General features: G+C 49.8%; 19 protein-coding genes, 5 pseudogenes and 1 other annotated feature. Of the genes and pseudogenes, 15 read left to right on the top strand and 9 right to left on the bottom strand.

What is annotated here, in order from left to right; all coding sequences use genetic code 11:
• Positions 1–38 precede the first annotated feature (38 nt).
• The 4 genes from htpG to dnaX all read right to left on the bottom strand — a co-directional run bounded on the left by htpG (position 39) and on the right by dnaX (position 4,935).
• Positions 39–1,916, bottom strand: coding sequence for a molecular chaperone HtpG (gene htpG, locus LU633_RS07050; protein ID WP_040465657.1), 1,878 nt, complete (start codon positions 1,914–1,916; stop codon positions 39–41).
• Positions 1,917–2,016: 100 nt separating this feature from the next.
• Positions 2,017–2,622 carry a recombination mediator RecR gene (gene recR / locus LU633_RS07045; RefSeq protein WP_016191622.1) on the bottom strand — a complete coding sequence of 202 codons (606 nt, stop codon included), beginning with the start codon at positions 2,620–2,622 and terminating at the stop codon, positions 2,017–2,019.
• Positions 2,622–2,951 carry a YbaB/EbfC family nucleoid-associated protein gene (locus LU633_RS07040; protein WP_016191623.1) on the bottom strand — a complete coding sequence of 110 codons (330 nt, stop codon included), beginning with the start codon at positions 2,949–2,951 and terminating at the stop codon, positions 2,622–2,624. Before LU633_RS07040 ends, recR begins: the two co-directional genes overlap by 1 nt.
• Before the next feature lie 43 nt (positions 2,952–2,994).
• Positions 2,995–4,935, bottom strand: a complete 1,941-nt coding sequence (dnaX, locus tag LU633_RS07035) for a DNA polymerase III subunit gamma/tau (protein ID WP_016191624.1) — start codon at positions 4,933–4,935, stop codon at positions 2,995–2,997.
• Positions 3,592–3,653 (bottom strand) — a sequence feature (DnaX frameshifting element). Its footprint overlaps the gene before it by 62 nt.
• A 471-nt stretch (positions 4,936–5,406) precedes the next feature.
• On the opposite strand from dnaX, the gene LU633_RS25750 reads away from it, so the two are divergent.
• Entirely contained in the window at positions 5,407–8,961 is a 3,555-nt protein-coding gene (locus tag LU633_RS25750) for an autotransporter outer membrane beta-barrel domain-containing protein (protein WP_016191625.1), read from the top strand.
• 171 nt (positions 8,962–9,132) lie between these two features.
• Here the strand turns inward: LU633_RS25750 and apt are convergent, their stop codons facing one another.
• On the bottom strand, positions 9,133–9,684 hold the full coding sequence (apt, locus tag LU633_RS07005; protein ID WP_016191626.1) for an adenine phosphoribosyltransferase: 552 nt from the start codon (positions 9,682–9,684) through the stop codon (positions 9,133–9,135).
• A 204-nt stretch (positions 9,685–9,888) separates the two neighbouring features.
• Between apt and priC the strand changes: the two genes are divergently transcribed.
• The 5 genes and pseudogenes from priC (at position 9,889) to rsmS (ending at position 13,591) form a co-directional block, all read left to right on the top strand.
• Complete coding sequence (gene priC / locus LU633_RS07000) at positions 9,889–10,419, top strand: primosomal replication protein PriC (protein WP_016191627.1); 531 nt, start codon at positions 9,889–9,891, stop codon at positions 10,417–10,419.
• Between the two features lie 237 nt (positions 10,420–10,656).
• Positions 10,657–11,493, top strand: a pseudogene (locus LU633_RS06995) (IS256 family transposase); the annotation flags it as partial.
• Positions 11,494–11,576: 83 nt separating this feature from the next.
• Positions 11,577–12,800: pseudogene (locus tag LU633_RS06990) on the top strand (IS91 family transposase).
• A 139-nt stretch (positions 12,801–12,939) separates the two neighbouring features.
• A pseudogene (locus tag LU633_RS06980) lies at positions 12,940–13,275 on the top strand (transposase); the annotation flags it as partial.
• Positions 13,276–13,435: 160 nt separating this feature from the next.
• Positions 13,436–13,591: a pleiotropic regulatory protein RsmS gene (gene rsmS, locus LU633_RS06975; RefSeq protein ID WP_016191632.1), complete on the top strand. Its 156-nt coding sequence runs from the start codon at positions 13,436–13,438 to the stop codon at positions 13,589–13,591.
• On the opposite strand, the gene acrR is transcribed toward rsmS, so the two are convergent.
• Positions 13,588–14,229, bottom strand: coding sequence for a multidrug efflux transporter transcriptional repressor AcrR (gene acrR, locus LU633_RS06970; protein ID WP_016191633.1), 642 nt, complete (start codon positions 14,227–14,229; stop codon positions 13,588–13,590). The genes rsmS and acrR overlap by 4 nt on opposite strands.
• A 139-nt stretch (positions 14,230–14,368) precedes the next feature.
• On the opposite strand from acrR, the gene LU633_RS06965 reads away from it, so the two are divergent.
• The 9 genes and pseudogenes from LU633_RS06965 (at position 14,369) to LU633_RS06925 (ending at position 23,471) form a co-directional block, all read left to right on the top strand.
• The gene (locus LU633_RS06965; RefSeq protein WP_040465659.1) at positions 14,369–15,553 is read left to right on the top strand and encodes an efflux RND transporter periplasmic adaptor subunit; all 1,185 of its coding nucleotides are present in this window, start codon (positions 14,369–14,371) and stop codon (positions 15,551–15,553) included.
• A 16-nt stretch (positions 15,554–15,569) separates the two neighbouring features.
• Positions 15,570–18,683, top strand: coding sequence for a multidrug efflux RND transporter permease subunit AcrB (locus LU633_RS06960; RefSeq protein ID WP_016191635.1), 3,114 nt, complete (start codon positions 15,570–15,572; stop codon positions 18,681–18,683).
• A gap of 201 nt (positions 18,684–18,884) precedes the next feature.
• Positions 18,885–19,142 (top strand): type B 50S ribosomal protein L31, encoded by a 258-nt coding sequence (locus LU633_RS06955; protein ID WP_016191636.1) that lies wholly within the window; start codon positions 18,885–18,887, stop codon positions 19,140–19,142.
• A 12-nt stretch (positions 19,143–19,154) separates the two neighbouring features.
• Positions 19,155–19,298 carry a type B 50S ribosomal protein L36 gene (gene ykgO / locus LU633_RS06950; protein ID WP_016191637.1) on the top strand — a complete coding sequence of 48 codons (144 nt, stop codon included), beginning with the start codon at positions 19,155–19,157 and terminating at the stop codon, positions 19,296–19,298.
• 123 nt (positions 19,299–19,421) lie between these two features.
• Positions 19,422–20,461: pseudogene (locus tag LU633_RS06945) on the top strand (IS481 family transposase).
• Positions 20,462–20,621: 160 nt separating this feature from the next.
• Positions 20,622–21,353 (top strand): hypothetical protein, encoded by a 732-nt coding sequence (locus LU633_RS06940; protein ID WP_016191638.1) that lies wholly within the window; start codon positions 20,622–20,624, stop codon positions 21,351–21,353.
• On the top strand, positions 21,304–21,723 hold the full coding sequence (locus LU633_RS06935; RefSeq protein ID WP_046372402.1) for a WapI family immunity protein: 420 nt from the start codon (positions 21,304–21,306) through the stop codon (positions 21,721–21,723). The genes LU633_RS06940 and LU633_RS06935 overlap by 50 nt, the downstream gene beginning before the upstream one ends.
• Positions 21,724–21,981: 258 nt before the next feature.
• A complete protein-coding gene (locus LU633_RS06930) occupies positions 21,982–22,119 on the top strand; it encodes a hypothetical protein (protein WP_157275241.1) in 138 nt (45 codons plus the stop codon).
• A gap of 312 nt (positions 22,120–22,431) precedes the next feature.
• Positions 22,432–23,471: pseudogene (locus LU633_RS06925) on the top strand (IS481 family transposase).
• A gap of 242 nt (positions 23,472–23,713) precedes the next feature.
• On the opposite strand, the gene LU633_RS06920 reads toward LU633_RS06925, so the two are convergent.
• Genes LU633_RS06920 through LU633_RS06910 form a run of 3 tightly spaced genes read right to left on the bottom strand, consistent with a single transcriptional unit; the run spans position 23,714 to position 26,144 of the window.
• Entirely contained in the window at positions 23,714–24,592 is an 879-nt protein-coding gene (locus LU633_RS06920; RefSeq protein ID WP_016191640.1) for a metal ABC transporter substrate-binding protein, read from the bottom strand.
• Positions 24,589–25,455, bottom strand: a complete 867-nt coding sequence (locus LU633_RS06915; protein WP_040465679.1) for a metal ABC transporter permease — start codon at positions 25,453–25,455, stop codon at positions 24,589–24,591. Before LU633_RS06915 ends, LU633_RS06920 begins: the two co-directional genes overlap by 4 nt.
• A 2-nt stretch (positions 25,456–25,457) precedes the next feature.
• Entirely contained in the window at positions 25,458–26,144 is a 687-nt protein-coding gene (locus tag LU633_RS06910; RefSeq protein WP_046372383.1) for a metal ABC transporter ATP-binding protein, read from the bottom strand.
• Positions 26,145–26,182 lie beyond the last annotated feature (38 nt).

Genomic DNA, 26,182 nt, shown 5'->3' with positions numbered 1-26,182 from the left:
TGCCCTGGCACGGTTAACGGTGGGCCGGCACGCTACTTTTAACCGAGCAGGAGTTTATTCAGACGGCGAATAAACAGGTTTGGATCGTCAAGGGTGCCGCGTTCGGCAAACATGGCCTGGTCGAGCAACACCTCAATCCACTCGGCAAAACGCTCATCGTCCTGGGTATCAGCCGCACGTTTGACCAGCGCATGCTCTGGATTCAGCTCAAACAGGTACTTCACTTCCGGCGCGGTCTGGCCCGCAGCAGCAAAGAGTTTCGCCATTTGCGTGCTTATTTCGTTGGCCTCGGTGGTAACAATTGCTGGCGTATCGGTCAGGCGGTGAGTCAGACGGACTTCCTTCACGCGATCGCCCAACAGCGTTTTAACGCGCTCAACAAAAGGTTCAAGCGCTTTCTCTGCCTCTTTCTGCTCTTCGCTCTCTTCTTCATCGGCCAGTTTTGACAGCGCCTCATCTGCTTTGCTAACAGACTGGAAGCTCTTACCATCAAACTCGGTGAGATAGCTCATCATCCACTCGTCAATACGGTCTGACAGCAACAGCACTTCGATGCCTTTTTTGCGGAACAGCTCCAGATGCGGGCTGCTTTTCGCTGCGGCATAACTGTCGGCAGTGATGTAGTAGATTTTCTCCTGCCCTTCAACCATGCGGCTGACATAGTCCTCCAGCGATACGGTCTGCGCAAAGCCCTCGCTGCTGGTGGATGCAAAACGCAACAGTTTCGCAATGGTTTCTTTATTGCCGCTGTCTTCAGCCGGGCCTTCTTTTAGCACCAGGCCAAACTGTTGCCAGAACTGCTGATATTGTGCCTCATCGTCCTTCGCGATTTTTTCCAACATTTGCAGGGCGCGCTTGCTCAAAGCATTGCGCAAATTCTGGGTAATGCGGCTGTCCTGAAGGATTTCACGGGAAACATTCAGTGGCAGATCGCTGGAGTCAATCAGCCCGCGAACAAAGCGCAGGTAGTTCGGCATGAATTGTTCTGCATCGTCCATGATAAACACGCGCTGAACATAGAGTTTCAGTCCGTGTTTATGATCGCGGTTCCACATATCCCAGGGAGCCTGGGTCGGAATATACAGCAAGCTGGTATATTCCTGCTTGCCTTCCACACGATTGTGGCTCCAGGCCAGGGGATCGGCAAAATCGTGAGAAACGTGCTTATAAAACTCTTTATATTCGTCATCGCTGATTTCTGACTTATTACGTGTCCACAGCGCCTGCGCTTTGTTGATTTTTTCCCAACTGGTGGTGTCATCTTCTTCGTTGCGAGATTCAATTTCAACCGGCAGCGCAATGTGGTCCGAATATTTACTGATAATGCTGCGCACTCGCCATGTATCAAGAAATTCATCCTCACCTTCTCGCAGGTGCAGGGTGATTTCAGTGCCGCGATCGTCTTTGTTGATATCAGCGATGGTGTATTCACCCTCGCCCTCCGACTCCCAAAACACGCCTTCATCCGCGCTGGCAGAAGCGGCACGGGTACGAACAGAGACCTTGTCCGCCACGATAAAAGCAGAATAAAAACCGACACCAAACTGACCAATCAGCTGGCTGTCTTTCGCCTGGTCCGATCCTAATGATTCCAGAAAAGATTTGGTACCGGATTTAGCAATAGTGCCAAGATTTTCTATAACTTCTTCGCGGGTCATCCCGATGCCGTTATCACTTAACGTCAGTGTACGTTTTTCTTTATCAACAGACACTCTTACGCGAAGATCGCCATCGCCCTGATAGAGATCAGGCGCAGACAATGCACGAAAACGCAGTTTGTCAGCAGCATCAGAGGCATTGGAAATCAATTCACGCAGAAAAATTTCTTTATTTGAATAGAGCGAGTGGATCATCAGGTGCAGAAGCTGTTTTACCTCTGACTGGAAGCCACGAGTCTCTTGTCCTTTCATAGTCATTGCTACCTCATCTGAAATACGGTTTGTATTAAGTTGAGGTGAAGAATGGGGGCTATTGCAAGGATTTCAAGACGGCACGAGATAACGTGCCGTTGAATGACTAAAATTTGATCTTGTGTCGTCCGGCCAGAGAGTGAGACAGCGTGGCACCGTCAACCATCTCAAGCTCGCCGCCAACCGGCACGCCGTGGGCAATGCGGCTGGCTTCAACACCATACTGACCACACATTTCAGCAATATAGTTAGCGGTTGCCTCCCCCTCCACCGTGGGATTAGTCGCAAGGATCACTTCCTTGAGAGTTTCTTTTTCCAGCCGCTGTTCCAGCCGATCCAGGCCAATATCAATCGGACCAATCCCATCCAGAGGAGAAAGATGCCCCATCAGGACAAAATAACGTCCGGCAAATTGCCCTGTCTGCTCAATCGCATGAATATCTGCCGGGGTTTCCACCACACAAATGAGGCCATTTTGCTGACGGCGTAGATTCGCGCAGATAGTACAAATTTCCTGCTCGGTAAAAGTGCGGCAGTCTGCACAGTGGCCAATCTCTGACATGGCACGCGTCAAAGCCTGAGCAAGACGCATGCCTCCACTGCGATCCCGCTGTAACAACTGAAACGCCATGCGTTGAGCCGATTTCGGCCCAACGCCCGGCAGACAGCGCAGCGACTCCATCAGGCTTTCGAGGAGCGGACTGGTTTGCATCAGAATGGCATCTTGAAGCCAGGCGGCAGCTGCATGCCGCTGGATACCGCCGCCATTTTATCTTTTTGCGCTTCCGCGATGCGGCGCGCGGCATCATTGAATGCTGCTGCAACCAAATCTTCCAGCATCTCTTTATCATCTTCCAACAGGCCTGGATCAACTTCCACGCGGCGGCAGTTATGGGCACCGTTAATGGTGACCTTAACCAGGCCGGCACCTGACTCACCGGTGACTTCCATGGCAGCAATTTCTTCCTGTACCTGTGACATTTTATCCTGCATTTGCTGGGCCTGTTTCATCAGGTTTCCCAGTCCGCCTTTTCCAAACATAGTTCTCTCTCTCCGCTCGGGCTGCACTCTTACGCGCCGCATTTTAAATTGGACGAATACTCTCTTCATCGACATCTGCATCAAAAAACTGACGCAGAGTTTGAATATGGCTATCCGTAGTGATGGACTGACGCGCCTGCGCCAGCTTCTCTTCATAAATTTTTTGACGCCATTCCAGCGGGGTCAAGACTGCGGGATTATCGTCTTCAATCAGGGTTAATTCAACCGGATGTCCTGCTAACTGACTGAGCGCCTCGCGTAATACCTTTTGTGCAGAGGGGGAATTCAGATGACGCTGGCTGCTGCGCAGATGCAGCACAATGCCACTTTCCAGCGTTTCTTTCCACGCATTGAGCGCCAGCTGCCGGACCAGTTTCGGTAACGTCAACGTGGCTATCTCCCCTGCCCACGCATCGCGCAGTTCTGACTCGGTCGCCAGTTTATTTATTAGCTCAGGCGTTTTTTCATGTTCCAGGGCCGTACGCAACAATTTTGGCGTGGCGATAACGCCTTCAGGCTCTGCTTCGGCGCTCTGAGACTTCCAACGATACACCTCTTTTTTTACGGGTTCTGCAGGCTCAGGCGTAGTCTGTCGTTTCCTGCCCCGCTCGCCCACAGCCGCCAGACGCTCCAGTGCCAAGCCAGCCGACTGCGATCCCTGCGCCGCCGGCTCACTCTTTTTTGGTTTAGTCACTCCCTGCTGGCGCATCAACTGCGTCCGCGCCTGTAATAGCTGGCTGGTGGTATCGGGTAAACTCCCGACAGGTTCACTCTGAACAGCGGCAGGCGTGACAGCTGTGACTGCCAAAGGCGTCTCTGTGCCAGGTTCAGGCTGGCGGGGAATGGGCCGTTCTGAAACGATATTGGCAGCGGAGGGCGAGGGTTCAGCTATCAGCTGTTTTGGATGAAAAGCCAGCGCACGCAGCAAGGTCATTTCCACACCCATACGCCTGTCCGGTGCCAGCGGCAGTTCTTTACGTCCTACCAGCAAGGTCTGATAATAGAGCTGGACCTCTGCCGGGGGCAGCACTCTGGCCAGCTCACGCAGGCGTGACCCGGCAGCGGCAAACTCATCATCCGGCGCTGAACTGACAAGCTGAATCATCGCCACACGATGCAATAGCGTGAGCATTTCCACCAGCAACGCTTCCCATTCAACGCCTCTCGACGCCGCCTGATTAAGCAGAGACATCACTTTCTCACCCTCCGCCCTCACCAGGGCTTCAATAAGGGCAAGTGGCTGCTCATCATCAAGCGTGCCAAGCATATCGATGACCGTCGCGGTGGTTACCTGCCCCGCGCCAATAGCAATAGCCTGATCGGTAAGACTCAAGGCATCCCGCATACTGCCATCGGCAGTCCTGGCCAGCAGCTGCAGCGCTCTGACTTCTGCAGAAATGTTTTCCTGCTGCAAAACATACTCAAGTTGTCCGCGGATCTGGACAGCGTCGAGCGCCTTCAGGTGAAACTGCAGGCAACGCGATAAAATCGTCACCGGCAATTTCTGCGGATCAGTGGTGGCCAACAAAAATTTCACATGGTCGGGTGGCTCTTCCAGCGTTTTCAACAGCGCATTGAAACTATGGCGTGACAACATGTGGACTTCATCAATCAGGTAAACTTTAAAGCGCCCCCGAGCAGGGGCGTATTGAACGTTATCCAACAGGTCGCGGGTATCTTCAACTTTGGTACGGGAAGCAGCATCTATCTCTATTAAATCAACAAAACGCCCTTGCTCAATTTCCCGGCAGTTATCACACTGACCACAGGGCGTCGCAGTAATTCCCGTTTCACAGTTCAACCCTTTCGCTAACAGGCGAGCAATCGTGGTTTTTCCCACACCACGGGTGCCTGAAAAAAGATAAGCGTGATGAATACGACCAAGAGACAGGCCATTCGCCAGCGCGGTCAGAACATGTTCCTGCCCAACAACATCTGTAAACGCTTGAGGACGCCACTTGCGCGCCAGTACCTGATAGCTCATTAATACATCATCGTTAATTAAAAAATCATTTATCCAAATCGCACGTCGGCGTGATTTAGCCTCAATTCAACCTGCTACAACAGTGTACCAGCACGGCTAATGCCATTCCTATAAATTTTGCTCATATCCTGCCGCTGGCAGCATTCATTTGGAAAGAAATAAAAAGATTAAAAAAAAACAACCATACAAAAGAAACGTCAGAGCCAAAAAAAACAATAACAACCAGAAAGACATTAAAATAAAAAGTATCAATTTACATTAGCCACAATTAAAATAACTTGGGTGATTTTTGAATATATTAATTTGAAATTCACACCACATCAGGATGACGGCAAGACCAGTAAATGAACAGAAACAGGAAATAAAAATTCATTTAAATCAAAAACCTCAAAACAAAAACGCAGACTCCTTATTTACAGCGCTACGGACACGCTGACACCTCCTTAACAAAAACATAATGGAATATACATAATGGAAATAAAGCACACCCAAAAGAGAGCCACTTCCTCAAATAAAACATCCCAACAACACCCTTTAATTAAAGCGATGCATACGCTGGCTATTATCAGCCTTCCTTTATCAGGCACAATGAATATGGCCTATGCCGTTGATGACGTGGTTATCGGCACCGATGGCGGCATTGGCGGAAGCGGCAGTTCAGCAAGCAACGCAGGAAACGCCACGAATGGCAGTGATGGCAGCAACGGCTCTAATGCCAGAATCACCACCAGCGGCGGAGATGGAAGTAACGGCGTAAATGGGAGTGATGGAGCCAGCGGCAGCGCGGGTACAAAAGGAAATACGGGTACGGTGGGCGACGACAAAACGTCCACGTTACGCAATGTCAGAGGCACGTTGGGACTTCTGCAGATTGGTGGAAGCGGCGGTGAAGGTGGTGAAGCTGGCGAGGCGTCTGCAGGTACTTATGGTGGTACAGGAGGAGCCGGGGGCAACGGCGGCGATGGTGGCACAACCGGCATGGGAGGGAACGGGGGAGACGGCGGCAATGGTGGGAACGGCGGCAACGGCTCTGACGGGGGTAACGGGGGTAATGGCGCTGCAGGCGGCACCGGCACGCTTACCGTAAATCAAAGCAATTTCACCATTTTTAGCGGTTTCGTCGGTGCTGCGGGCGGCAATGCCAGTGACGGCCAGGACGGCAAGATAGGGGGGAGCGGCGGCACAGGTAGTAGTGGCGGTATAGCCGGGGCTAACGGTACTCGTGCACCAGGCGGCCTTGCCGGGAATGGCGGAAACGGGGGTAATGGCGGTACCGGAGGTAACGGTGGAGATGGTGCCGGAGGGGGTGCTGGAGGCAGCGGAAGTCTGATGCTGAACAACAGCACAATGAATGTCAGGAACACACTATCCGTCGGCGGTTCGGCTGGATCTGGCTCATCCGGGGGTAATGGCGCAACTGGAGGCCAGAGGGGAGATGCGGGAGTCACGTCCGAAAGTGCCACCTCCACAGGGGATGATGGTAACGGCGGGGCTGGTGGTACAGGCGGCAATGGCGGTCAGGGCGCAAATGGTGGTGATGGTGGTGACGGAAGTCTGACCGTGACGAATAGTGTGGTTAGCGCACAGTCAGTCGCCATTGGGGGCGACGGTGGTAACGGTGGTAGCGGCGGTAGCGGCGGTATTACGGGCTCATCCGGCACAGCCAGTACCTCCGGTTCTGCAGGATCGGGAGCTGCAGGCGGCCAGGGAGGCTCCGCAGGTGATGGCGGTTCTGCTGGTACAGGCACCGTTACATTTAACAACGGCAGCCTCACGGTCACTTCCGGCATCCATGTGGGTGGTAACGGGGGAAACGGGGGAAACGGAGGGAATCTGCAAGGAAGCAATGCTGCGGGTGACGGCGGCAATGGCAGTGACGGCTCCTCAGGTGCCCTCACCTTTACCTCCGGCGTAATCAATAATAAAGGAACGCTGACGCTGGGAGGCCAGGGGGGAAATGCAGGTGATGGAGGCACCAACAATGGCGTCAAAGGCCGCTCGGGTAATGGAGGTGAAGCAGGCAATGGCGGAACAGGTACAGCTGTTTTCTTAAGTGGCAGAGGTCAAATTGCCAGTGATATTCAAATTGGTGGGCAAAATGGCAGTCATGATGGCGTGCTGGACAGCAGTTCCCTGGCACAGACCGCTGGCGTGGGAGGCACAGGTATTTTGGATATCCGCAGCGGCGCATTCACAGCAGGCACACTGACGCTGGGAGTGGCAAATCTCTGGAGCAGCTTAACGGATACCCTGACAACCACAGAAAATCAATTTTTACAAAGTGGCGGGACCTTTCAGGTGGGCAGCTCGGTGCTGAACAATGGCACTATGACCATCGATGGGGGTATCTACGCCACTAAAACGCTGGAAGCAAATGAAGGAACCCTGATTATAAGCGGTGACGGTACCGCTATTTTTGGCCCAACGGAACTGAATGCCAACAGCTGGCAGGAAAAAGTTGCGCTATTGCAAAATAATCTCGCTGTATCGTTCAACGGTACGCTGGTCTTGAGTGGAGACACCACCCTCGATCTTTCCAGCACCGATCTGAACTGGCGCGTAGGGGGAGATGAAAGCACGTCAGGTCTGGGTACCTCCTCTCTGACGGTGTTAAATGCTCGATCCTATATTGATTCAGGTAATGCTGCACTGGCGATGGGATCGGCTCAAATCGACTCCGGTGCCTATTTGCTGGTTTTAACAGATGACAGTATCACCGCAGGAGAGTCCTTTACTGCCGTTACCAGCTCGGGCCTGTCGGAATCTGCCACATGGCAGGAGTCCAATATCAGCACCACCAGCAGGCTGCTGACCGCAACACAGACCGCCAGCGCAGATTCAACGGTGATCACCCTTAACAGCGCTGATCTGAGTACCACACTTCCAGAAATTTCAGGCGGTACAGCTGCCCTGCTCAATGCAATGAGCGAACAGATCGGCGTCAACGTAACCTCAGATAATGCCGCTCAGGAGTTCATCTCTAAAGCCATGGATGTGCGCTATGTCAGCGATTCAGGCACCTCAGCCCGCCTCATTGAATCGGCGATCAATCTTGCCTCTATAGCCAATGTTGCAGGTACCAGCTTCAGAGTCATGTCCGCCACTGCTAAAACCTTGTCACACCATTTATCCATGGGTCAACATTTCTTTCAGGGGACACCTTTGGAAGAGGGTTTTAATTTGTGGACGTCTCTGCTTTATGACAACAGCAAGCTTTCCGGTTACAACAGCAGTGGCTTTAATGCGAAAACCAACACCTGGCTTGGGGGCATCTTTATCGGTGCTGAAGATACCTTACTGACAAATAAGGGCGGGATACTCAAAACCGGGGGAGCTTTGAATATGGGTAAAGGTAAAAGTCGTTCGACTGGCAACCTCTACCCGGTAAAAAACGAACTCGATTTTTGGGGAGCCTCTCTCTACGGCAGCTGGATCAGTGGTAGCTGGAATCTTATCGGCGATATTAACTACTCAAGCGTTAGCCACAGCATCAAGCAATCACTCGATCCGGTTACGGGTTACTCAACGTTGTCCGGGGATGGTAAATCGACTATCATCAGTGCGGGTCTTACGCGCGAATACGTGTTTGAAAATAAATACGTTGATATTATGCCGTATATTGGGTTCCGCTATACCCAGTTGAAAAACAAAGCCTTTAAAACCAAAAGTGAAGGAAAAGAGTTCTTTAAGAACGGTTCCAGCTCTCAATCATTATGGTCTGTTCCGTTGGGTGTCCGTTTTACCAAAGAATATAAAAACGACTCGGGTTATACGCTGAAACCTTCTCTGGATTTGTCCTGGGTAGCCACCGGCGGTGATACGACAGCGGGTACAACGGTAACAATGGCGGGGGTAACGGGGTCGGCTTATGGCGAGTCTCGTATCGCTGACAGTTCAGCTTACAACGCCAATGTAGGTTTCTTACTGCAAAAAGATAAAATGACGTATGGCCTCAACTATGGTATCCAGAAGTCGTCGAACGAAACTTCGCAAACCATTTCTGCCTCATTTAATCTGAAGTTCTGATAGTAAAAATCCGCCTTTACAAAAGGCGGATTTTTTTCTTTTGGCACACCCTGAAACGTTTACTTTCCTGCAGAGATCCCGACAGAGCCAGACGCTGATGATGACGTTGACAAAACGTGATTGCAGGCCAGGCTTAAAAAGGATGCAGCCCTTATGCTGATATCTGACAACTCAGTGCCCCGGAAAACTGACCAGGCTGAAACATTCAATTCCTGCTGCATTCAAACGCGGCTCTCCACCCAAATCAAACAGATTAATAATGAAGGCGGCATGTTTGACTTCTCCACCGGCACGGCGAATCAGTTTAGCGGTTGCTTCAATGGTGCCGCCAGTAGCCAGTAGATCATCAACGACCAGCACGGTGTCTGCTGCAGTAATCGCATCACAATGTAGTTCAAGCCGATCAGTACCGTATTCCAGCTCATAGCTTTCTGAAAAAGTTTTACGTGGCAGCTTTCCGGGTTTGCGCACCGGCACAAAGCCGACGCCCAGTCCTAATGCGACCGGGGCACCAAACAAAAATCCGCGCGCCTCGGTTCCTACAACTTTGGTAATACCCGCATCGCGGTAACGCTCCACCAATAATTTAATGCTGAGAGCAAAGGCTTCAGGATTTTCCAGCAAACTGGTGACATCACGAAACAGGATGCCGGGCCTGGGATAATCCGCGATACTTTTAATACTGTTTCTCAGGAATTCGAGCTGCTGCGCTGTTGCGGTCATAATTTTATGCCTGATAAATACCAATCTGACTCACGCAGCTTCAGTGACTCTGACGAAACCCATTCGCAGAGTATTGCCGTTCATTCAGGGGAAGCCGCGTACGAAAGCGAACAAATTTATGCAAACCCTCTTCTAATTGCAACCTCAGAAAGCAAAACATCACCGTCAGAGCTATCATACCGAAAGAGGGAGGGAGTAAATGAAATGAGAAGAGAATATCTGCTTGGACAACTGGCAGCCCAGATAAAGCAATTGGTGCACACACTGGCTCCCCACGCGCATGAAAAAGCCTCCAGCGCACGTTTTGATGGTCAACTGTTTCACTGTAACAGTATCCGTCTTGGAGACTGTCTGCAAGAAGTCCGACAGAGTCTGGCGATGCTGAAACAAAGCAGCATCAGTGGCAGCAGTGAAAGCGTCGCCTGGCTGGCAGAACGAATGGTACGGCAGATCGGTGCCCTGCAGCGGGAAGTGGCAACGCAGTCGTTACGCAAAAAAGATCTGCAGACAGTACCTGAAGAGGAAAGTCTGTATGAAAAACTGGCAAAACATCAGGATTATGAAAGACGACTGCGTGCGGCGATAGCTGATCGGGAAAGTCAGCTTGCTTACCAGGATACCTTAAGCGGGCAACAAAAACTGCAACGAGAAATAGCCGCGCAAGAGGGACGCTTGCAGCGCTGCCTGCAGGCATTAAAACGCATTGAGCAGGCTATTGAAAAAAGTGAACAGTAGCTGCCACACATTAGATTTTAATGGGAGTTAACCAATGGGGCTTCTTTCATGGGTCATTATTGGCCTGCTGGTTGGTTTTTTTACACGCCGTTTTTTTCATGGCAGACCGGGAGGGTTCATCGCCACGTTGATGTTGCCCCTTGTTGGCGGACTGACCGGAGGGTATATCAGCACTTTTTTCGAGAGCGTTAAAAATTCTGTGTCATTCCAGTAATATACTCAAAAAAGGAATGATACATGTCCCAACCCTTTGATTTCGACAAAGCGCTGAAAGCACTCCAATCCGGTCAGGCCCTGACCGGTAAAGATGGTATCCTAACCACGTTAATCAAACAGTTAACCGAGGCGGCGTTGGCCGCCGAACTGGACTCCCATCTGGCTGCGGATGTTGAAGCCAACCGTAAAAACGGTTCCGGTAAAAAGACCATCAAAACCACCAACGGCACCTTCGAGCCTCAGTTGGTGAAGAAGCACCAGACCACGCTGTCGGACGAGATCGAACAGAAGATTATTCGCCTGTTCGCGCTGGGCATGAGTTACGCCGACATCAGCCGGGAGATCGAAGACCTGTACGCTTTCAGCGTTTCCACCGCCACGCTCAGCGCCGTCACCGACAAGGTTATCCCTGAACTCAAACAGTGGCAGCAGCGCCTGCTGGAGTCGGTTTATCCCTTTGTCTGGCTGGACGCCATTCACTATAAGATCCGCGAGGAAGGCCGCTACGTCAGCAAGGCGGTGTATACCGTGCTGGCGCTGAACCTTTCCGGTAAAAAGGAAGTGTTGGGGCTGTATCTGTCTGAAAGTGAGGGTGCCAACTTCTGGCTGTCAGTGTTGAGCGACCTGCAAAACCGGGGCGTAAAGGACGTACTGATTGCCTGCGTGGATGGGCTGACCGGCTTCCCGGAAGTGATAAACAGCATCTACCCGCAAACCGAAGTCCAGCTGTGCATCATTCACCAGATACGAAACTCCATTAAATACATAGCGTCGAAGCACCATAAAGCCTTCATGGCCGACCTGAAGCCGGTTTACCGTGCGGTATCGAAAGCCGCGGCGGAAACCGCGCTGGATGAACGTAGCGCCCTTACAGGGCGAGCGTCACGGCTTCGCCGTTCCGATGCTTTGCATGGCCGGAGCACCGCTTTATACTCAGCATCATGTATATCCCGCGTCCCGCCAAACTCCTGTTCACCGTCTATGACGGCTGGAACTACTACCTCGGGAAGCACGGTGACAGCGTCAGCCAGTGGAACCGCCTCTGTGTTGAGCGCATGCTCGCCTGTGGAACCTGCGCAATGGGCGTTCGCCGCTACTGCTGTGCCTCGCCGGGCTGTACCCACTCCCGCTTCTTCTGCCAGAGCTGCAAGTCAAAGGCATGCAGCGCCTGCGGCATGAAGTCCACTGGGCAGTGGATTGCTGAGCAGCAGCACATTCTGCCCGACTGCGAATGGCAACACATCACTTTTACTATGCCACACCTGCTCTGGCCGTTCTTTAACTATAACAGGCCGCTGCTCAACGACCTGTTCCGCTGCGCCACCCGCGCCATGCTGAAGTGGGCACGTACACAGGGCATTGAGGTCGGCATATTCTGCGCCCTGCACTCCTATGGTCGCCAGCTCAATCAGCATCCGCATATCCACGTCTCCGTCACGCGGGGCGGTCTCGACGTTAAGCACCGCGTCTGGCGCAGCCTCTTCTTTAAAAAGAAGGCCGTTGAGGAAATCTGGCGTGGTGCTGTTATCCGACTGCTGCGCGACAGCTACGCCCGGATCATGCCCGGCATGCTGCCGGGTCTGGGCCACATCCGCGATGAGCGCCAGTGGCGGCGTTACCTGAAGGCACAATATGGCCGACACTGGAAGGTACACTTCGCGAAGAAGACCCGGGGAGCCTGGCACAGCGTGAAATACCTCGGCCGCTACCTGAAGCGCCCGCCGGTGTCGGCTTCCCGTCTGCGACACTACGGCGGAGGCGCGGTAGTCCACCACTACCTCGATCACCGCACGGGAAAACATAAACGCCAGACGCTGAGTCAGGAATAGATGATCGGGCGCTATATCAGCCACATTCCGGCGCGGCATTTTAAGATGGTGCGCTACTCCGGCTTTCTGGCCAACCGAAAGCGGGGCACGCTGCTGCCGAAGGTTTACGAAGCGCTGGAGATGACGGTACGGGAAAAACCTAAACGCCCCGGGTTCGCGGTACTGATGAAAGGCTTCCTGGGCACAGATCCGTATCAGTGCATCCTCTGTAAAGGCCGGTTGCATTTTTCCGGAGCCGTGGCGGGTGAACACGCCACAAAAATGCTCTCTGACAGGCTGCATCAGATGGCGAAAAAACGATGGCTGCGGATGCCGGAACTGGATCGGTGCACCTGAAAAATGGGTTTCAGGTTGAAAATACAGCGAAGATGGCATTTTTATATCAAGACCCACACAGATCAGCAGCAGCAATGGAGTAGACAGTGTCATTTTTCATGGTCAGGCGATATCAAAAGAAGCGATTCAATCTCCTAACCATGAACTGGAAGCCCGCTGGGGTCAGCAGTATCCGGTGGTTATCCAGTCGTGGCGTCGGAAATGGGAAAATCTGTCGGCGTACTTCCGCTATGCCGCAGATATCCGCAAGGTGATTTACACGACCAATGCCATTGAGTCGGTTCACCGGTAGTTCAGGAAGCTGACGAAAACCAAGGGCGCGTTCCCTAATGAAAACAGCCTGTTGAAGCTGCTTTATCTGGGGCTGCTGAATGCGCAGGAGAAGTGGACAATGCCGATCCAGAACTGGAATTTGACATTGTCGCAGTTAGCCATCTATTTTGACGGGCGACTGAATAACGTGATTACGCTGTAATATTTTTACCGTGACACAGAATTCTGAACGCTCCCCTTTTTTCGATTATGGCACCTTGACCCGGTTTGATTTGCGATCGCTATTAATTTCTCTTACTGGCGCATTAATGATGGTGCTGGTTATTAAAAAATTACGTATATGAAATGCGTTGAGGAACACAATGTCACTTGAAACCGCTTCAGAAGAAATAAAGCTGGCCGTTGATTTAATCATGCTTCTTGAGGAAAACGCCATCCCGGCCCATACCGTTCTGGCGGCACTTGCTATCGTTAAGCACGATTATGAAAAGAAGCTCGCGGTGACGGAGAACGGCTAGTGTTGGCCAGTACGAAGCGAAGGGCTGTGTTTTAGCATATCGATCAATATCTCGACCAGCTGGGGAGCATCCGCAGCCAGATTAAAGCTTTCGGGCATAAACAACCAGTTTTCCATAAGGCCGGTAATGTAGCCCCGCATAACAACTGCTGCACACCGCGTATCCAGATCGGATGGGAGCTGCCCTGCTGCTATGCACTGACGGATAACCGCTTCAATTTTCTCGTAGCACTCAAGATATAATGTCTGTTGCATCTTCTGCAGGGTAGCCATTTCGCCCACAAATTCACACTTATGAAAAATAATTTCCATAAGCGCGCGCCGACGCGCATCTCTCACTGTTGCTTGCAGAACGGCTGAAATCATTGAGCTCATCACCGACAGTGGATCGAAAGGATATTTTGATTGATACTCAAGTTCTAAGTCTTCAAGACCGGATTCCGACTGAGACCATATTTCATTCAGCAAGTCGGCTTTGTTCTTGAAATGCCAGTAAATTGCACCTCGCGTCACACCAGCCGTATCAGCAATATCGGCAAGCGACGTTTTTGATACACCGTATTCAGAGAACCTTTCAATCGCCGCATCAATAATTTGATTACGCGTCTCTAATGCCTGTTGTTTGGTTTTTCGTGCCATACGGGGATTTTTACTAAGAGGTGTGCTTACATACATTTCCGAATGTATGTAACATAACACGACTATAATTGAAACGCAGCAATGGGTTATTTATTTAAGATCCATTGAACAATCAATATCGGACATTCGAGGTTTATTTATGAACAAAAACAGAGGGTTGATACCTCTGGCAGCCGTTCTGATACTTTCAGGAAGTATGCTGCTGACAGGATGTGATAATAAAAGCACACAACAGGCCGGACAGCAGCAGGCACCTGAAGTCGGGGTGGTTACGCTCAAAACCGCACCGCTGACGGTGACAACCGATCTCCCTGGACGAACCTCATCATTCCGTATTGCAGAAGTTCGACCTCAGGTCTCAGGTATTATCCTGAAACGCAATTTTGTTGAAGGCAGCGATATTAAAGCAGGAGAATCGCTTTATCAGATCGAGCCAGCCACCTATCAGGCAGCCTATGACAGCGCCAAAGGGGATTTAGCTCAGGCACAAGCTAACGCAGAAATCGCAGCACTTACGGTAAAACGTTATAAGCCCTTGCTCGGTACGAAATATATCAGCCAGCAGGATTATGACACTGCTGTTGCTACCGCGAGTCAGACTGCCGCAGCAGTAGAGGTTGCCAAAGCCAGTGTGGAAACAGCCCGCATCAACCTGGCCTTTACAAAAGTAACCTCCCCTATCAATGGTCGCATCGGTAGATCGTCAGTAACCGAAGGTGCTCTGGTACAAAATGCTCAAACCACGGCGCTGGCGACCGTTCAGCAACTCGACCCAATTTATGTCGACGTTACCCAGTCGAGCGAAGACTACACACGCCTGCGTGCGGAACTCCGTTCTGGCAAGCTGCAGCAGACTGGTGGTAAAGCTCAGGTTAAGCTGCTGCTTCAAAACGGCAGCGAATATTCTCAGACCGGCACTCTGGAGTTTTCAGACGTCACCGTTGATGAAACCACCGGCTCTATCACGCTGCGAGCCGTGTTTCCTAACCCGGGCCACACTTTACTGCCGGGCATGTTTGTTCGTGCACGCCTCAACGAAGGAACCAATCCAAACGCATTGTTAGTGCCACAGCAGGCGGTGACCCGGACTCCAACCGGTCAGGCAACGGCTATGGTGGTAGAGGCAGACAACAAAGTTGCCGTGCGTAACCTGACAGCAGAACAGGCAATTGGCGATAAGTGGCTGGTTACTGATGGATTAAAAGCAGGCGACAAAGTGATTACCACGGGTATCCAACGGGCCAAACCGGGTATTCAGGTTACACCGCAAGAAGTGAGTACAGACAATGCCGACAAGGCAAAATCTGTACATGCTCAGTCTTAAAAGGAGCCGTTGAAGCATGGCTAAGTTCTTCATCGACCGCCCTATTTTTGCGTGGGTTATCGCCATCATTATTATGCTGGCAGGCGTGCTCTCGATTTTGAAACTCCCTATCGAGCAATATCCTAATGTTGCCCCCCCCGCGGTACAGATAACCGCCACTTATCCGGGTGCCGATGCAAAAACATTACAGGATTCAGTCACGCAGGTTATTGAGCAAAATATGAACGGCATTGATGGCCTGATGTATATGTCATCTAACAGTGACTCATCCGGTACATTACAACTTACGCTGACTTTCCAGTCAGGTACGGACCCGGACATTGCTCAGGTTCAGGTGCAGAATAAACTGCAGCTGGCCACGCCGTTACTGCCACAGGAAGTTCAACAGCAAGGCATAAACGTTCAAAAGTCCTCCAGCAGTTTTCTGATGGTGGCAGGCTTTGTCAGCGACAGTGACAGCATGACGCAAAATGATATCGCTGACTATGTGGCGTCGAATATTAAAGATGCTATCAGCCGAACACCTGGCGTGGGCGATACCCAAATATTTGGTGCTCAATACGCGATGCGCATCTGGATGGATCCGCACAAGCTCAATAACTACCAGCTGACGCCCATTGATGTCATTAGTGCGATTACCGCACAAAATTCACAGGTTGCCGCAGGTCAGTTGGGTGGCTCTCCCCCGGTTCCTGGCCAGCAGTTAAACGCGTCAATTATTGCTCAAACCCGTCTGACGTCGACCGATGAATTCGGCAAAATCCTGCTTAAAGTTAACGCTGATGGTTCGCGAGTTCTGCTGAAAGATATTGCAAAAATTGAGCTGGGAGGTGAGAACTACGAGGTCATTGCACGATACAACGGCAAACCTGCTTCCGGTATTGGTATTAAACTGGCAACAGGTGCCAACGCGCTGGATACTGCGGATGCGGTAAAGGCACAGCTGGCCAAACTTGAGCCGTTCTTTCCATCGGGCCTTAAGGTTGTTTATCCCTACGACACCACGCCATTTGTTAAAATTTCAATTATGGAAGTGGTGAAAACCCTGCTCGAGGCAATCGTGCTGGTGTTTATCGTTATGTACCTCTTTTTGCAAAATTTTCGTGCCACCCTTATCCCCACAATAGCGGTGCCCGTTGTGCTGCTTGGGACGTTCGCCATTATCAGTGCCTTTGGCTATTCGATAAATACGCTGACAATGTTCGGCATGGTGTTGGCAATAGGATTATTGGTTGATGATGCAATTGTGGTGGTGGAAAACGTTGAGCGCGTAATGGCTGAGGAAGGTCTGCCGCCAAAAGAAGCCACTCGCAAGTCGATGGAACAAATACAAGGTGCGCTGGTGGGTATCGCTTTGGTACTTTCTGCCGTATTTATTCCGATGGCTTTCTTCGGGGGGTCTACTGGGGTTATTTATCGCCAGTTCTCCATTACCATCGTCTCCGCGATGGTATTGTCCGTGGTTGTGGCCATGATCCTCACGCCTGCGCTCTGCGCCACCATGCTTAAGCCAATCAGCAAAGGTGAACATGGCAAAACGACCGGCTTCTTCGGATGGTTTAACCGCATGTTTGACAAGAGCACTCATCACTATACTGACAGCGTAGACCATATTATTCGCAGCACTGGCCGCTATCTGGTGATCTATCTGGTGATAGTGCTGGGCATGGCATGGCTGTTTATAAAATTGCCTTCAGCCTTCCTGCCAGAAGAGGATCAAGGGCTGCTACTGGCACAGGCTCAGTTACCTGCGGGTGCAACACAGGAGCGCACTCAGGCTGTGTTGAACAAGGTCACCGATTACTTCCTGACAAATGAAAAAGACAATGTGAAGTCAGTTTTTACCGTGAATGGCTTTGGTTTTGCCGGTCGTGGTCAAAATACGGGAATTGCCTTTGTCAGCCTCAAGCCATGGAGTGAGCGTAGCGGTGCAGCCAATAAAGTTGACGGTATTGCAGGTCGCGCCATGAGAGCATTTGGTGCCATTAAAGACGGTATGGTCATTCCCTTCAACCTGCCTGCCATTATTGAGCTGGGCAATGCCACGGGTTTTGACTTTCAGCTTATTGACCAGGCTAACTTAGGCCATGATGCCTTGACTCAGGCACGTAATCAGCTTTTTGGTATGATCGCTCAACATCCCGATACGCTGGTGGGCGTCAGGCCAAATGGCCTGGAGGATACTCCACAGTACAAATTGGCCATTGATCAGGAGAAAGCAGAAGCACTTGGCGTATCAATTTCTGACATCAATACCACGCTTGGCGCTGCCTGGGGCGGTTCCTACGTCAATGACTTCATCGATCGTGGTCGTGTGAAGAAAGTGTATGTGATGGGTACGGCCGATTCACGTATGCTGCCAAACGACATTGATAAGTGGTTTGTACGCGGTTCGTCGGGTCAAATGGTGCCATTCTCCGCGTTTGCTTCGGCTAAATGGCAATACGGCTCACCTCGTCTGGAACGTTACAACGGCCTGCCATCGATGGAACTGCTTGGCCAGGCTGCACCTGGCAAAAGCTCCGGTGAAGCGATGGCGCTAATGGAACAACTGGCATCCAAATTACCGCAAGGGATTGGCTATGACTGGACGGGGATGTCTTATCAGGAACGTCTGTCCGGTAATCAGGCGCCGGCACTGTATGCGATCTCATTGATTGTGGTGTTTCTTTGCCTGGCCGCGCTGTACGAAAGCTGGTCAATTCCCTTTGCGGTAATGCTTGTTGTCCCCCTGGGGGTTATCGGGGCGCTTATCTTCACCACTCTTCGTGGGTTGAGCAATGACGTCTACTTTGTTGTTGGCCTGCTGACAACTATTGGGTTGTCAGCAAAGAATGCCATCCTGATCGTGGAATTCGCCAAGGATCTTATGGAGAAAGAAGGTAAAGGCCTTGTGGAATCAACCCTTGAAGCGGTGCGTATGCGTTTACGCCCGATTCTGATGACCTCACTTGCTTTCATTCTTGGCGTGCTTCCGCTGACTATCAGTACAGGCGCAGGTTCCGGTGCGCAAAACGCGGTGGGAACAGGTGTCATGGGCGGCATGGTTACCGCGACGGTACTGGCAATTTTCTTTGTCCCGGTATTTTTTGTAGTGGTACGCAGACGCTTTGGCAAGAACAAAGGATGAATTGAAGCATGCCCATCTGCCAGAACATCCCTGATACCTGGCTGTAAATAAATATCAAAGGGGCTGCTCATACAGCCCCTTTCTTCTTTGAAGACCTGCCTGACAGATTCAGTTTCTGTCACTCCCTTTTTTGGTTGCAATCTATTTTTTCAGAACGCATAATATTGTTATGTTATAACATTTCAATTCAAGAGAAGAATTATGAAAGAAGACATTCATCCTGATTACCGCATCGTGGCATTTCACGACACCAGTGTTGATACTTATTTTATTGTTGGTCCCACTGTCAGAACTGAACGGACGGTAGAGCTCAATGGAAAAATATTATCTTATGTAACACTGGATGTATCCTCCGCTTCGCATCCCTACTACACCGGTAAGCAAAAAGAATTTGCAAAAGAAGGTAGCGCTCGCCGTTTCAATCAGCGCTTTGGTCGCTTTTTCTCTGGCGCAAAATAAGGAGACGATATTATGCAGGTTCTTAGCTCATTAGCATCAGCCAAAAAACGCCATAAAGATTGTAAAGTGGTGCGTCGGCATGGCCGCATATACGTTATTTGCAAAAGCAACCCACGCTTCAAAGCGGTACAGGGAAGAAAGAAAAAGAAACGATAACAGAAATGATATTTCCTTAAATGTATTAGTCGCGACTTAATCTGACACATGACCTTGAAAAGTTGAGAGTTACCGATTTTGATATGGGTGTCGAAGCCTTATACAAAACACAAGGTCACTCTCATGTTTCATTCTACCAATCCCGTCATTAAACACAAAGCCGGTTTGCTCAATCTGGCTGAAGAACTCAGTAACGTGTCGAAAGCCTGTAAAATCATGGGCGTCTCACGCGAGACCTTTTACCGCTATCGCGAACTGGCCGATAATGGCGGCGTGGATGCGCTGATAAATTGCAGTCGCCGCGTCCCTGACCTTAAGAATTGCACCGATGATGCCACTGAGCAGGCTGTTGTTGATTATGCCGTTGCTTTTCCCGCCCATGGCCAGCACCGGAGCAGTAATGAATTACGTAAACAGGGCGTTTTTATCTCAGGAAGTGCTGTCCGTTCTGTCTGGTTGCGCCATAACCTTGAGAACTTCAAAAAACGCCTGAAATCGCTGGAAGAAAAAGTGGCCCGTAAGGGTATCGAACTGAGCGACAGCCAGATAGTGGCATTGTAACGTAAGGCCAGTGATGACGACGTCTGTGGCGAAATTGAAACGGCTCATCCCGGCTATCCGGGTTCACAGGACACGTTCTACGTGGGCAACCTGAAAGGAGCCGGTCGTATTTATCAGCAAACGTTCGTGGATACATATTCAAAGGTCGCTCACTGCAAGCTGTATGTCGCCAAAACGCCGATTACTACGGCTGACCTGCTGAACGATCGCGTGTTACCGTTTTACGAGTCGCAGGGCCTGCCAGTACTGAGGATACTGACAGACAGAGGCACAGAGTACTGTGGCAAGGTGGAACAGCATGACTATCAGCTTTATCTGGCGATAAATGATATTGAGCATACAAAAACCAAAACGATGTCTCCGCAGACCAATGGTATCTGTGAGCGCTTTCACAGAACGATATTGCAGGCGTTTTATCAGGTGACGTTCCGCAAAAAACTGTATGGCGATATCGCCACACGACAATCGGATCTTGATGAATGGCTGGCTCACTATAATAATGAGCGAACCCATCAGGGAAAATGTGCTGTGGGCGGACGCCAATGGAAACGTTACTTGATGGAAAACCTATCCGGGCTGAGAAGAATTTAAGCCAGATATAATCTGACAGACACCTGTATAAATAACCGGTAACGGTCAGATCAGGTCTGAGCTAATACACATAATAGTAGCCAGCTGATGGCCTGCATCAACTATTGATGTAGTACTCAAGAAAGTGTTATATGATTTCTCTGGATCTGATTTACCACAAGGGAATATTTTATGGCAACAGGATTTGCAACCACAGAAGAACCCGGTCGATATTACATATTTCATTCCCCATTGCCCCAGGGGGAATTTTTTGAAATCCGTCCGCTACTTTTACCCCACAATGCCAAACCCATAACCGATGACGAAAGCGGGATGTGTATCGGTTATTCCGTTTCACAAGCCCTTGGTCTTTGGCGAATTTATGACACCGATGGAACTTTTGTCACACTGGAAGAAGCTCCGCTGGAATCACCGCTGATTGATCCAACCGATATTGCGTTACTTGCGGCCGGTATTTTCCGCATCTTCTTAGCTGGCAGGGCGCTACTGCAAAGCGGAGTCAGAACGGCTCTCACGGTAAAGCTCAGTCAGGGAACGGTCAGTTTTTTAAGAAGTCGGTTAAAAGTTGGTCTGTCAGCTCGTAAACTAAAAATGACAGAAACCGCTGCGAAACATATGTATAACTCCGGGCGCTATGTGCCTTTGCAGCTTCAGGAGAAAGCTATTCACTATGGCAAACGAATGCCTGATCCCCAAAAAAAACCGGGTTATTTTCGTTATGAAACAGATATATACAGACTTATAGAAGACAAGGCAAAAAAACATATATCTACAAAAAATACATGTTGGAAGTCGTTGTCAGAGAAAAAGACTGGACAGTTAGCCATTTTTTATATAAATGAAAAAGATTACTATGATCGAAATTATTTGTGGAAACAGACAGCTAAAAGTTACTCCTTATGAAAGAGAGTGTAATCCAGATAATGATGACTGGATAAACGCATGGATTGAATTTAGTGTGCCTGAATTGAAAACGGAATTTAAAACAGCATTTACGGTTTATGAACTTTCACAATTAAAAAATGGAGTTGAAAATATCTATCAAAGCATAGTTTCTGTAAATGAATCATTTACTGTAAATTTTGATAGTCTGGAAAACAGGATGAATATTTCTTTCATTAAAATTCACTCAGAGCATGTCGAAGTTAATTTGGTCTTGAGACCAGAAGATCATGCAGAAAGCATCAAAGTAACGGACACATTTTACATTGACCAGAGCTACTTTCCGGCGTTACTGTCCGGCCTCGACGAGATGATTAACTGGCCTGAATGAAACAGCTAAAAGCCAGAGCGGCCTGCTCGCTCTGTGCCTGACCACGAAAGAGGGCTGATTTTGCCCTCTGCCTGACCGCAGTTCATGCTAATGTAAGTTTGAAATGTGATCCAATGTTCCAAAGTGAAAATGTCAATTTTATGCCTTTCACCAATGTTATTTAGTGGTTAGATATCCGTATGATGATATTGCTTCTCTTGGGGTATTAGGGGTTTGAGGCTCAGTGGAACAGTAACCGCCGTTAAGCAGCCATTTTAAGTGGCCAAAAATAAACCAGCCAATTTACATCGTGAATTTGTGCTCTTGGCTATCTCAATTATGGTAGCTAAGTTGGCTGTACTCATGCTGGCTATTTTTAGAGCAAAAAAAGCCATTAACCGCAACAGATTGATTTAAAAGTTATTGACCACTCAATTTAACCTTTTAACTATCTTTTGGATTCCACTGCTCCATAAACCCCTATGATGCCTGACCGGATGGTTGAGGTTTTAAAAGAATCAAAAAATAAATGAAATTGTAACGGGAGTGGAGAACCACTCCCGTTTGCTATTTGGTAGCTATGACTTTTTTTATTAACTCGAGGTCGTTCTTTTTTTGTTGAGGGTGTGTGTTAGTCGCGACTTAATCTGACACATGACCTTGAAAAGTTGAGAGTTACCGATTTTGATATGGGTGTCGAAGCCTTATACAAAACACAAGGTCACTCTCATGTTTCATTCTACCAATCCCGTCATTAAACACAAAGCCGGTTTGCTCAATCTGGCTGAAGAACTCAGTAACGTGTCGAAAGCCTGTAAAATCATGGGCGTCTCACGCGAGACCTTTTACCGCTATCGCGAACTGGTCGATAATGGCGGCGTGGATGCGCTGATAAATCGCAGTCGCCGCGTCACTGACCTTAAGAATTGCACCGATGATGCCACTGAGCAGGCTGTTGTTGATTATGCCGTTGCTTTTCCCGCCCATGGCCAGCACCGGAGCAGTAATGAATTACGTAAACAGGGCGTTTTTATCTCAGGAAGTGCTGTCCGTTCTGTCTGGTTGCGCCATAACCTTGAGAACTTCAAAAAACGCCTGAAATCGCTGGAAGAAAAAGTGGCCCGTAAGGGTATCGAACTGAGCGACAGCCAGATAGTGGCATTGTAACGTAAGGCCAGTGATGACGACGTCTGTGGCGAAATTGAAACGGCTCATCCCGGCTATCCGGGTTCACAGGACACGTTCTACGTGGGCAACCTGAAAGGAGCCGGTCGTATTTATCAGCAAACGTTCGTGGATACATATTCAAAGGTCGCTCACTGCAAGCTGTATGTCACCAAAACGCCGATTACTGCGGCTGACCTGCTGAACGATCGCGTGTTACCGTTTTACGAGTCGCAGGGCCTGCCAGTACTGAGGATACTGACAGACAGAGGCACGGAGTACTGTGGCAAGGTGGAACAGCATGACTATCAGCTTTATCTGGCGATAAATGATATTGAGCATACAAAAACCAAAACGATGTCTCCGCAGACCAATGGTATCTGTGAGCGCTTTCACAGAACGATATTGCAGGCGTTTTATCAGGTGGCGTTCCGCAAAAAACTGTATGGCGATATCGCCACACGACAATCGGATCTTGATGAATGGCTGGCCCACTATAATAATGAGCGAACCATCAGGGAAAAATGTGCTGTGGGCGGACGCCAATGGAAACGTTACTTGATGGAAAACCTATCCGGGCTGAGAAGAATTTAAGCCAGATATAATCTGACAGACACCTGTATAAATAACCGGTAACGGTCAGATCAGGTCTGAGCTAATACACCTTAAACGAGCCGATGGCCTGATACGCCAGCTGTTGTAATTCATAAATTGTAAAGGACAGTATTTTGCCATCGCTCGCAATTACAACACCATTCCTGCACATTTCTCATTACTATCTTTCAACAGCTGACTACCGTTGTGCTCTGTTCAGAGCCACTAAAAAGGGCTTCCCTGTCCTGCTGACTTATTTCATGCTCTCAACCATGGCATTGACGTTGTGCCTGAACGCTGCAATATAACTGTTCGCCATACCATCTTTTTTAGTTAATGCTTCGGGGTATAACTCCCCGCCGGGTTTAGCCCCCGTGGCAGACGCGATCTGTTTCACCAAGCGAGGATCGGTCTGGTTCTCAATAAAATAGCTGTGAATATGTTCTTTTTTCAGCTGGGTGATTAAGCCAGCAACATCTGAAGCGCTTGCTTCTGATTCAGTAGAAAAACCGGCAGGCGATAAGAAACTTACACCATAACGTTGACCAAAATAACCAAAAGCATCATGGCTGGTTAACACTTTACGTTTTTCTGCAGGCACTGCGGCGAATTCCGTTTTCGCCCAGTCATCAAGCTTCTGTAATTCAGTGATATAGGCCAAACCGCGCTGCCGAAAATAATCTGCATCTTCGGGGTCGATAGCAATAAGTGCATTCATCACATTTGTTGCGTATACCTCACCATTTTTCATGCTGTTCCATGCGTGTGGATCGGTAACAATTCTACCCTCGTCTTCCATCGTTCGGGTTGTGATCCCTTGAGATGCAACAATCACTTTACCCTTGTATCCGGAAGCAGAAATCAAACGATCCATCCAGCCCTCCATACCCAGCCCGCTGACAAAAACCGCATCCGCTTTTAGCAGGACCTGTGAGTCCTGAGGTGTAGGTTCGAAACTATGCGGGTCGCCGTCGAAGCCGACAAGGCTTTTCACTTTCACATGCTCGCCGCCAACTTCTTTAACTATATCAGCCAGAACTGAAAAACTGGCTACCGTATTGACCGTATTTGCCAGCACAAAAGGGGAGACAAAAAACGCCGCAACCGCTAGCGTAACGGGTAACATCTTCATGCTTTCTCCTTACCAATAGAAAAAGGCCGTTTGCGGAAGATTCCACCGCATGGCCCAATTAAAATTGAAATAAAAAACAATATGGCGGCGTTGAGTATTACAGCTGGTCCGGCGGGTAACGAACAATACCAGGAGGCAATCAACCCGGTGAAACTGGCGATTAACGCGAGGAGCATCGCTGTAAAAATCATACCAGGTAATCTCACAGACCAGAAACGCGCGGCAGCGGCAGGTAACATCATTAATCCAACACACATCAAGGTACCTAGTACCTGAAAGCCAGCAACCAGATTAGTGACGACCAGCATGAGGAAGATGCTGTGAACCAACGGAGGGACCCAACGGCTCTGAGCATGCAAAAAAGCGGGGTCGAAAGCATCGATAACTAAAGGACGGTAAATTAATGCCAATGCTAACAGAGTGAAGGAAGCAACGCCGCTGACCAGGATAATGGATGGGTTATCAACAGCCAGAAGCGACCCAAAAAGGACATGGAGCAGATCGATGCTGGAACCACGTAATGAAACCAGCGTAACTCCCAGGGCCAGCGAGCCGAGGTAAAAAGCCGCGAAGCTGGCGTCTTCCCGCAGTGGCGTAAAACGACTGACCGCTCCCGAAAGTAAGGCAACCGACAGGCCTGCGATAATGCCGCCCGTCCCCATCGCCACCAGCGAAAGCCCTGATATCAAATAACCAATAGCCGCCCCCGGCAAAACCGCATGAGAAAGCGCATCACCGACAAGGCTCATTCTGCGTAATAGCAGGAAAACCCCCAAGGGAGTTGCACTAAGCGACAGTGCAACACAGGCCACCAGCGCTCTGCGCATAAAGCCAAATTCAACAAATGGCGCAGTTAGCAGCAAGCTCATTTAAACCCCACTACATTATTAACATTGGGTGACGTAACCCTCTTACTACCAGATAACCATTCAGCACGGTTTGGCAAAAGTTTCAGCGTTTGCGAAAAATGTTTTTCAACGGCGACCAAATCATGCAGTACCACAATCAGGGTGCAACCAGCCTGATGCCGCTCCTCCAAAAGTGTAAGCAGCATCGCTGTTGTTTCGCTGTCAATGCCGGTAAAAGGCTCATCAAGTAATAATAGAGAAGCGTTTTGAACGAGCAGGCGAGCAAAAAGTACACGCTGCAATTGACCGCCTGAGAGTTCACCCGGCGGCATCAGCGCAAAATCCTGCATATTGACTTTCTCCAGTGCCCCCATCACGGACTGCCGCACAGAGCGATTCATTGCGCCAAACCAACCGCATTGTCTCCAGCATCCCATTGCAACAAGATCAAACACACTAACCGGAAAGCCTCTTTCGATTTCGGATTGCTGCGGCAAAAAAACCACATCCCCTGGGGAGTAGTTATGAGTAACAGAACCAGATACCGGGCGTAACAAGCCAGCCACTGTTTTAAGCAAAGTAGACTTCCCTGAGCCATTAGCGCCGATCAGTGCTGTCATAGCCCCGTGCAAAAATCGTCCTTCCAGAACGGGAGTAGCGGCTTTACCACGATAGCCCGCGGTCAAATTATTCAAATGGATCATCCGCAAACAGCCCAATATGTCGATATAAGAAGAATCAA

The organism is Erwinia tracheiphila, assembly GCF_021365465.1.
Taxonomy (GTDB): Bacteria; Pseudomonadota; Gammaproteobacteria; order Enterobacterales; family Enterobacteriaceae; genus Erwinia; species Erwinia tracheiphila.
Note: the sequence above shows the minus strand (reverse complement) of the source record. Positions and strands in the feature narration are given on the sequence as shown.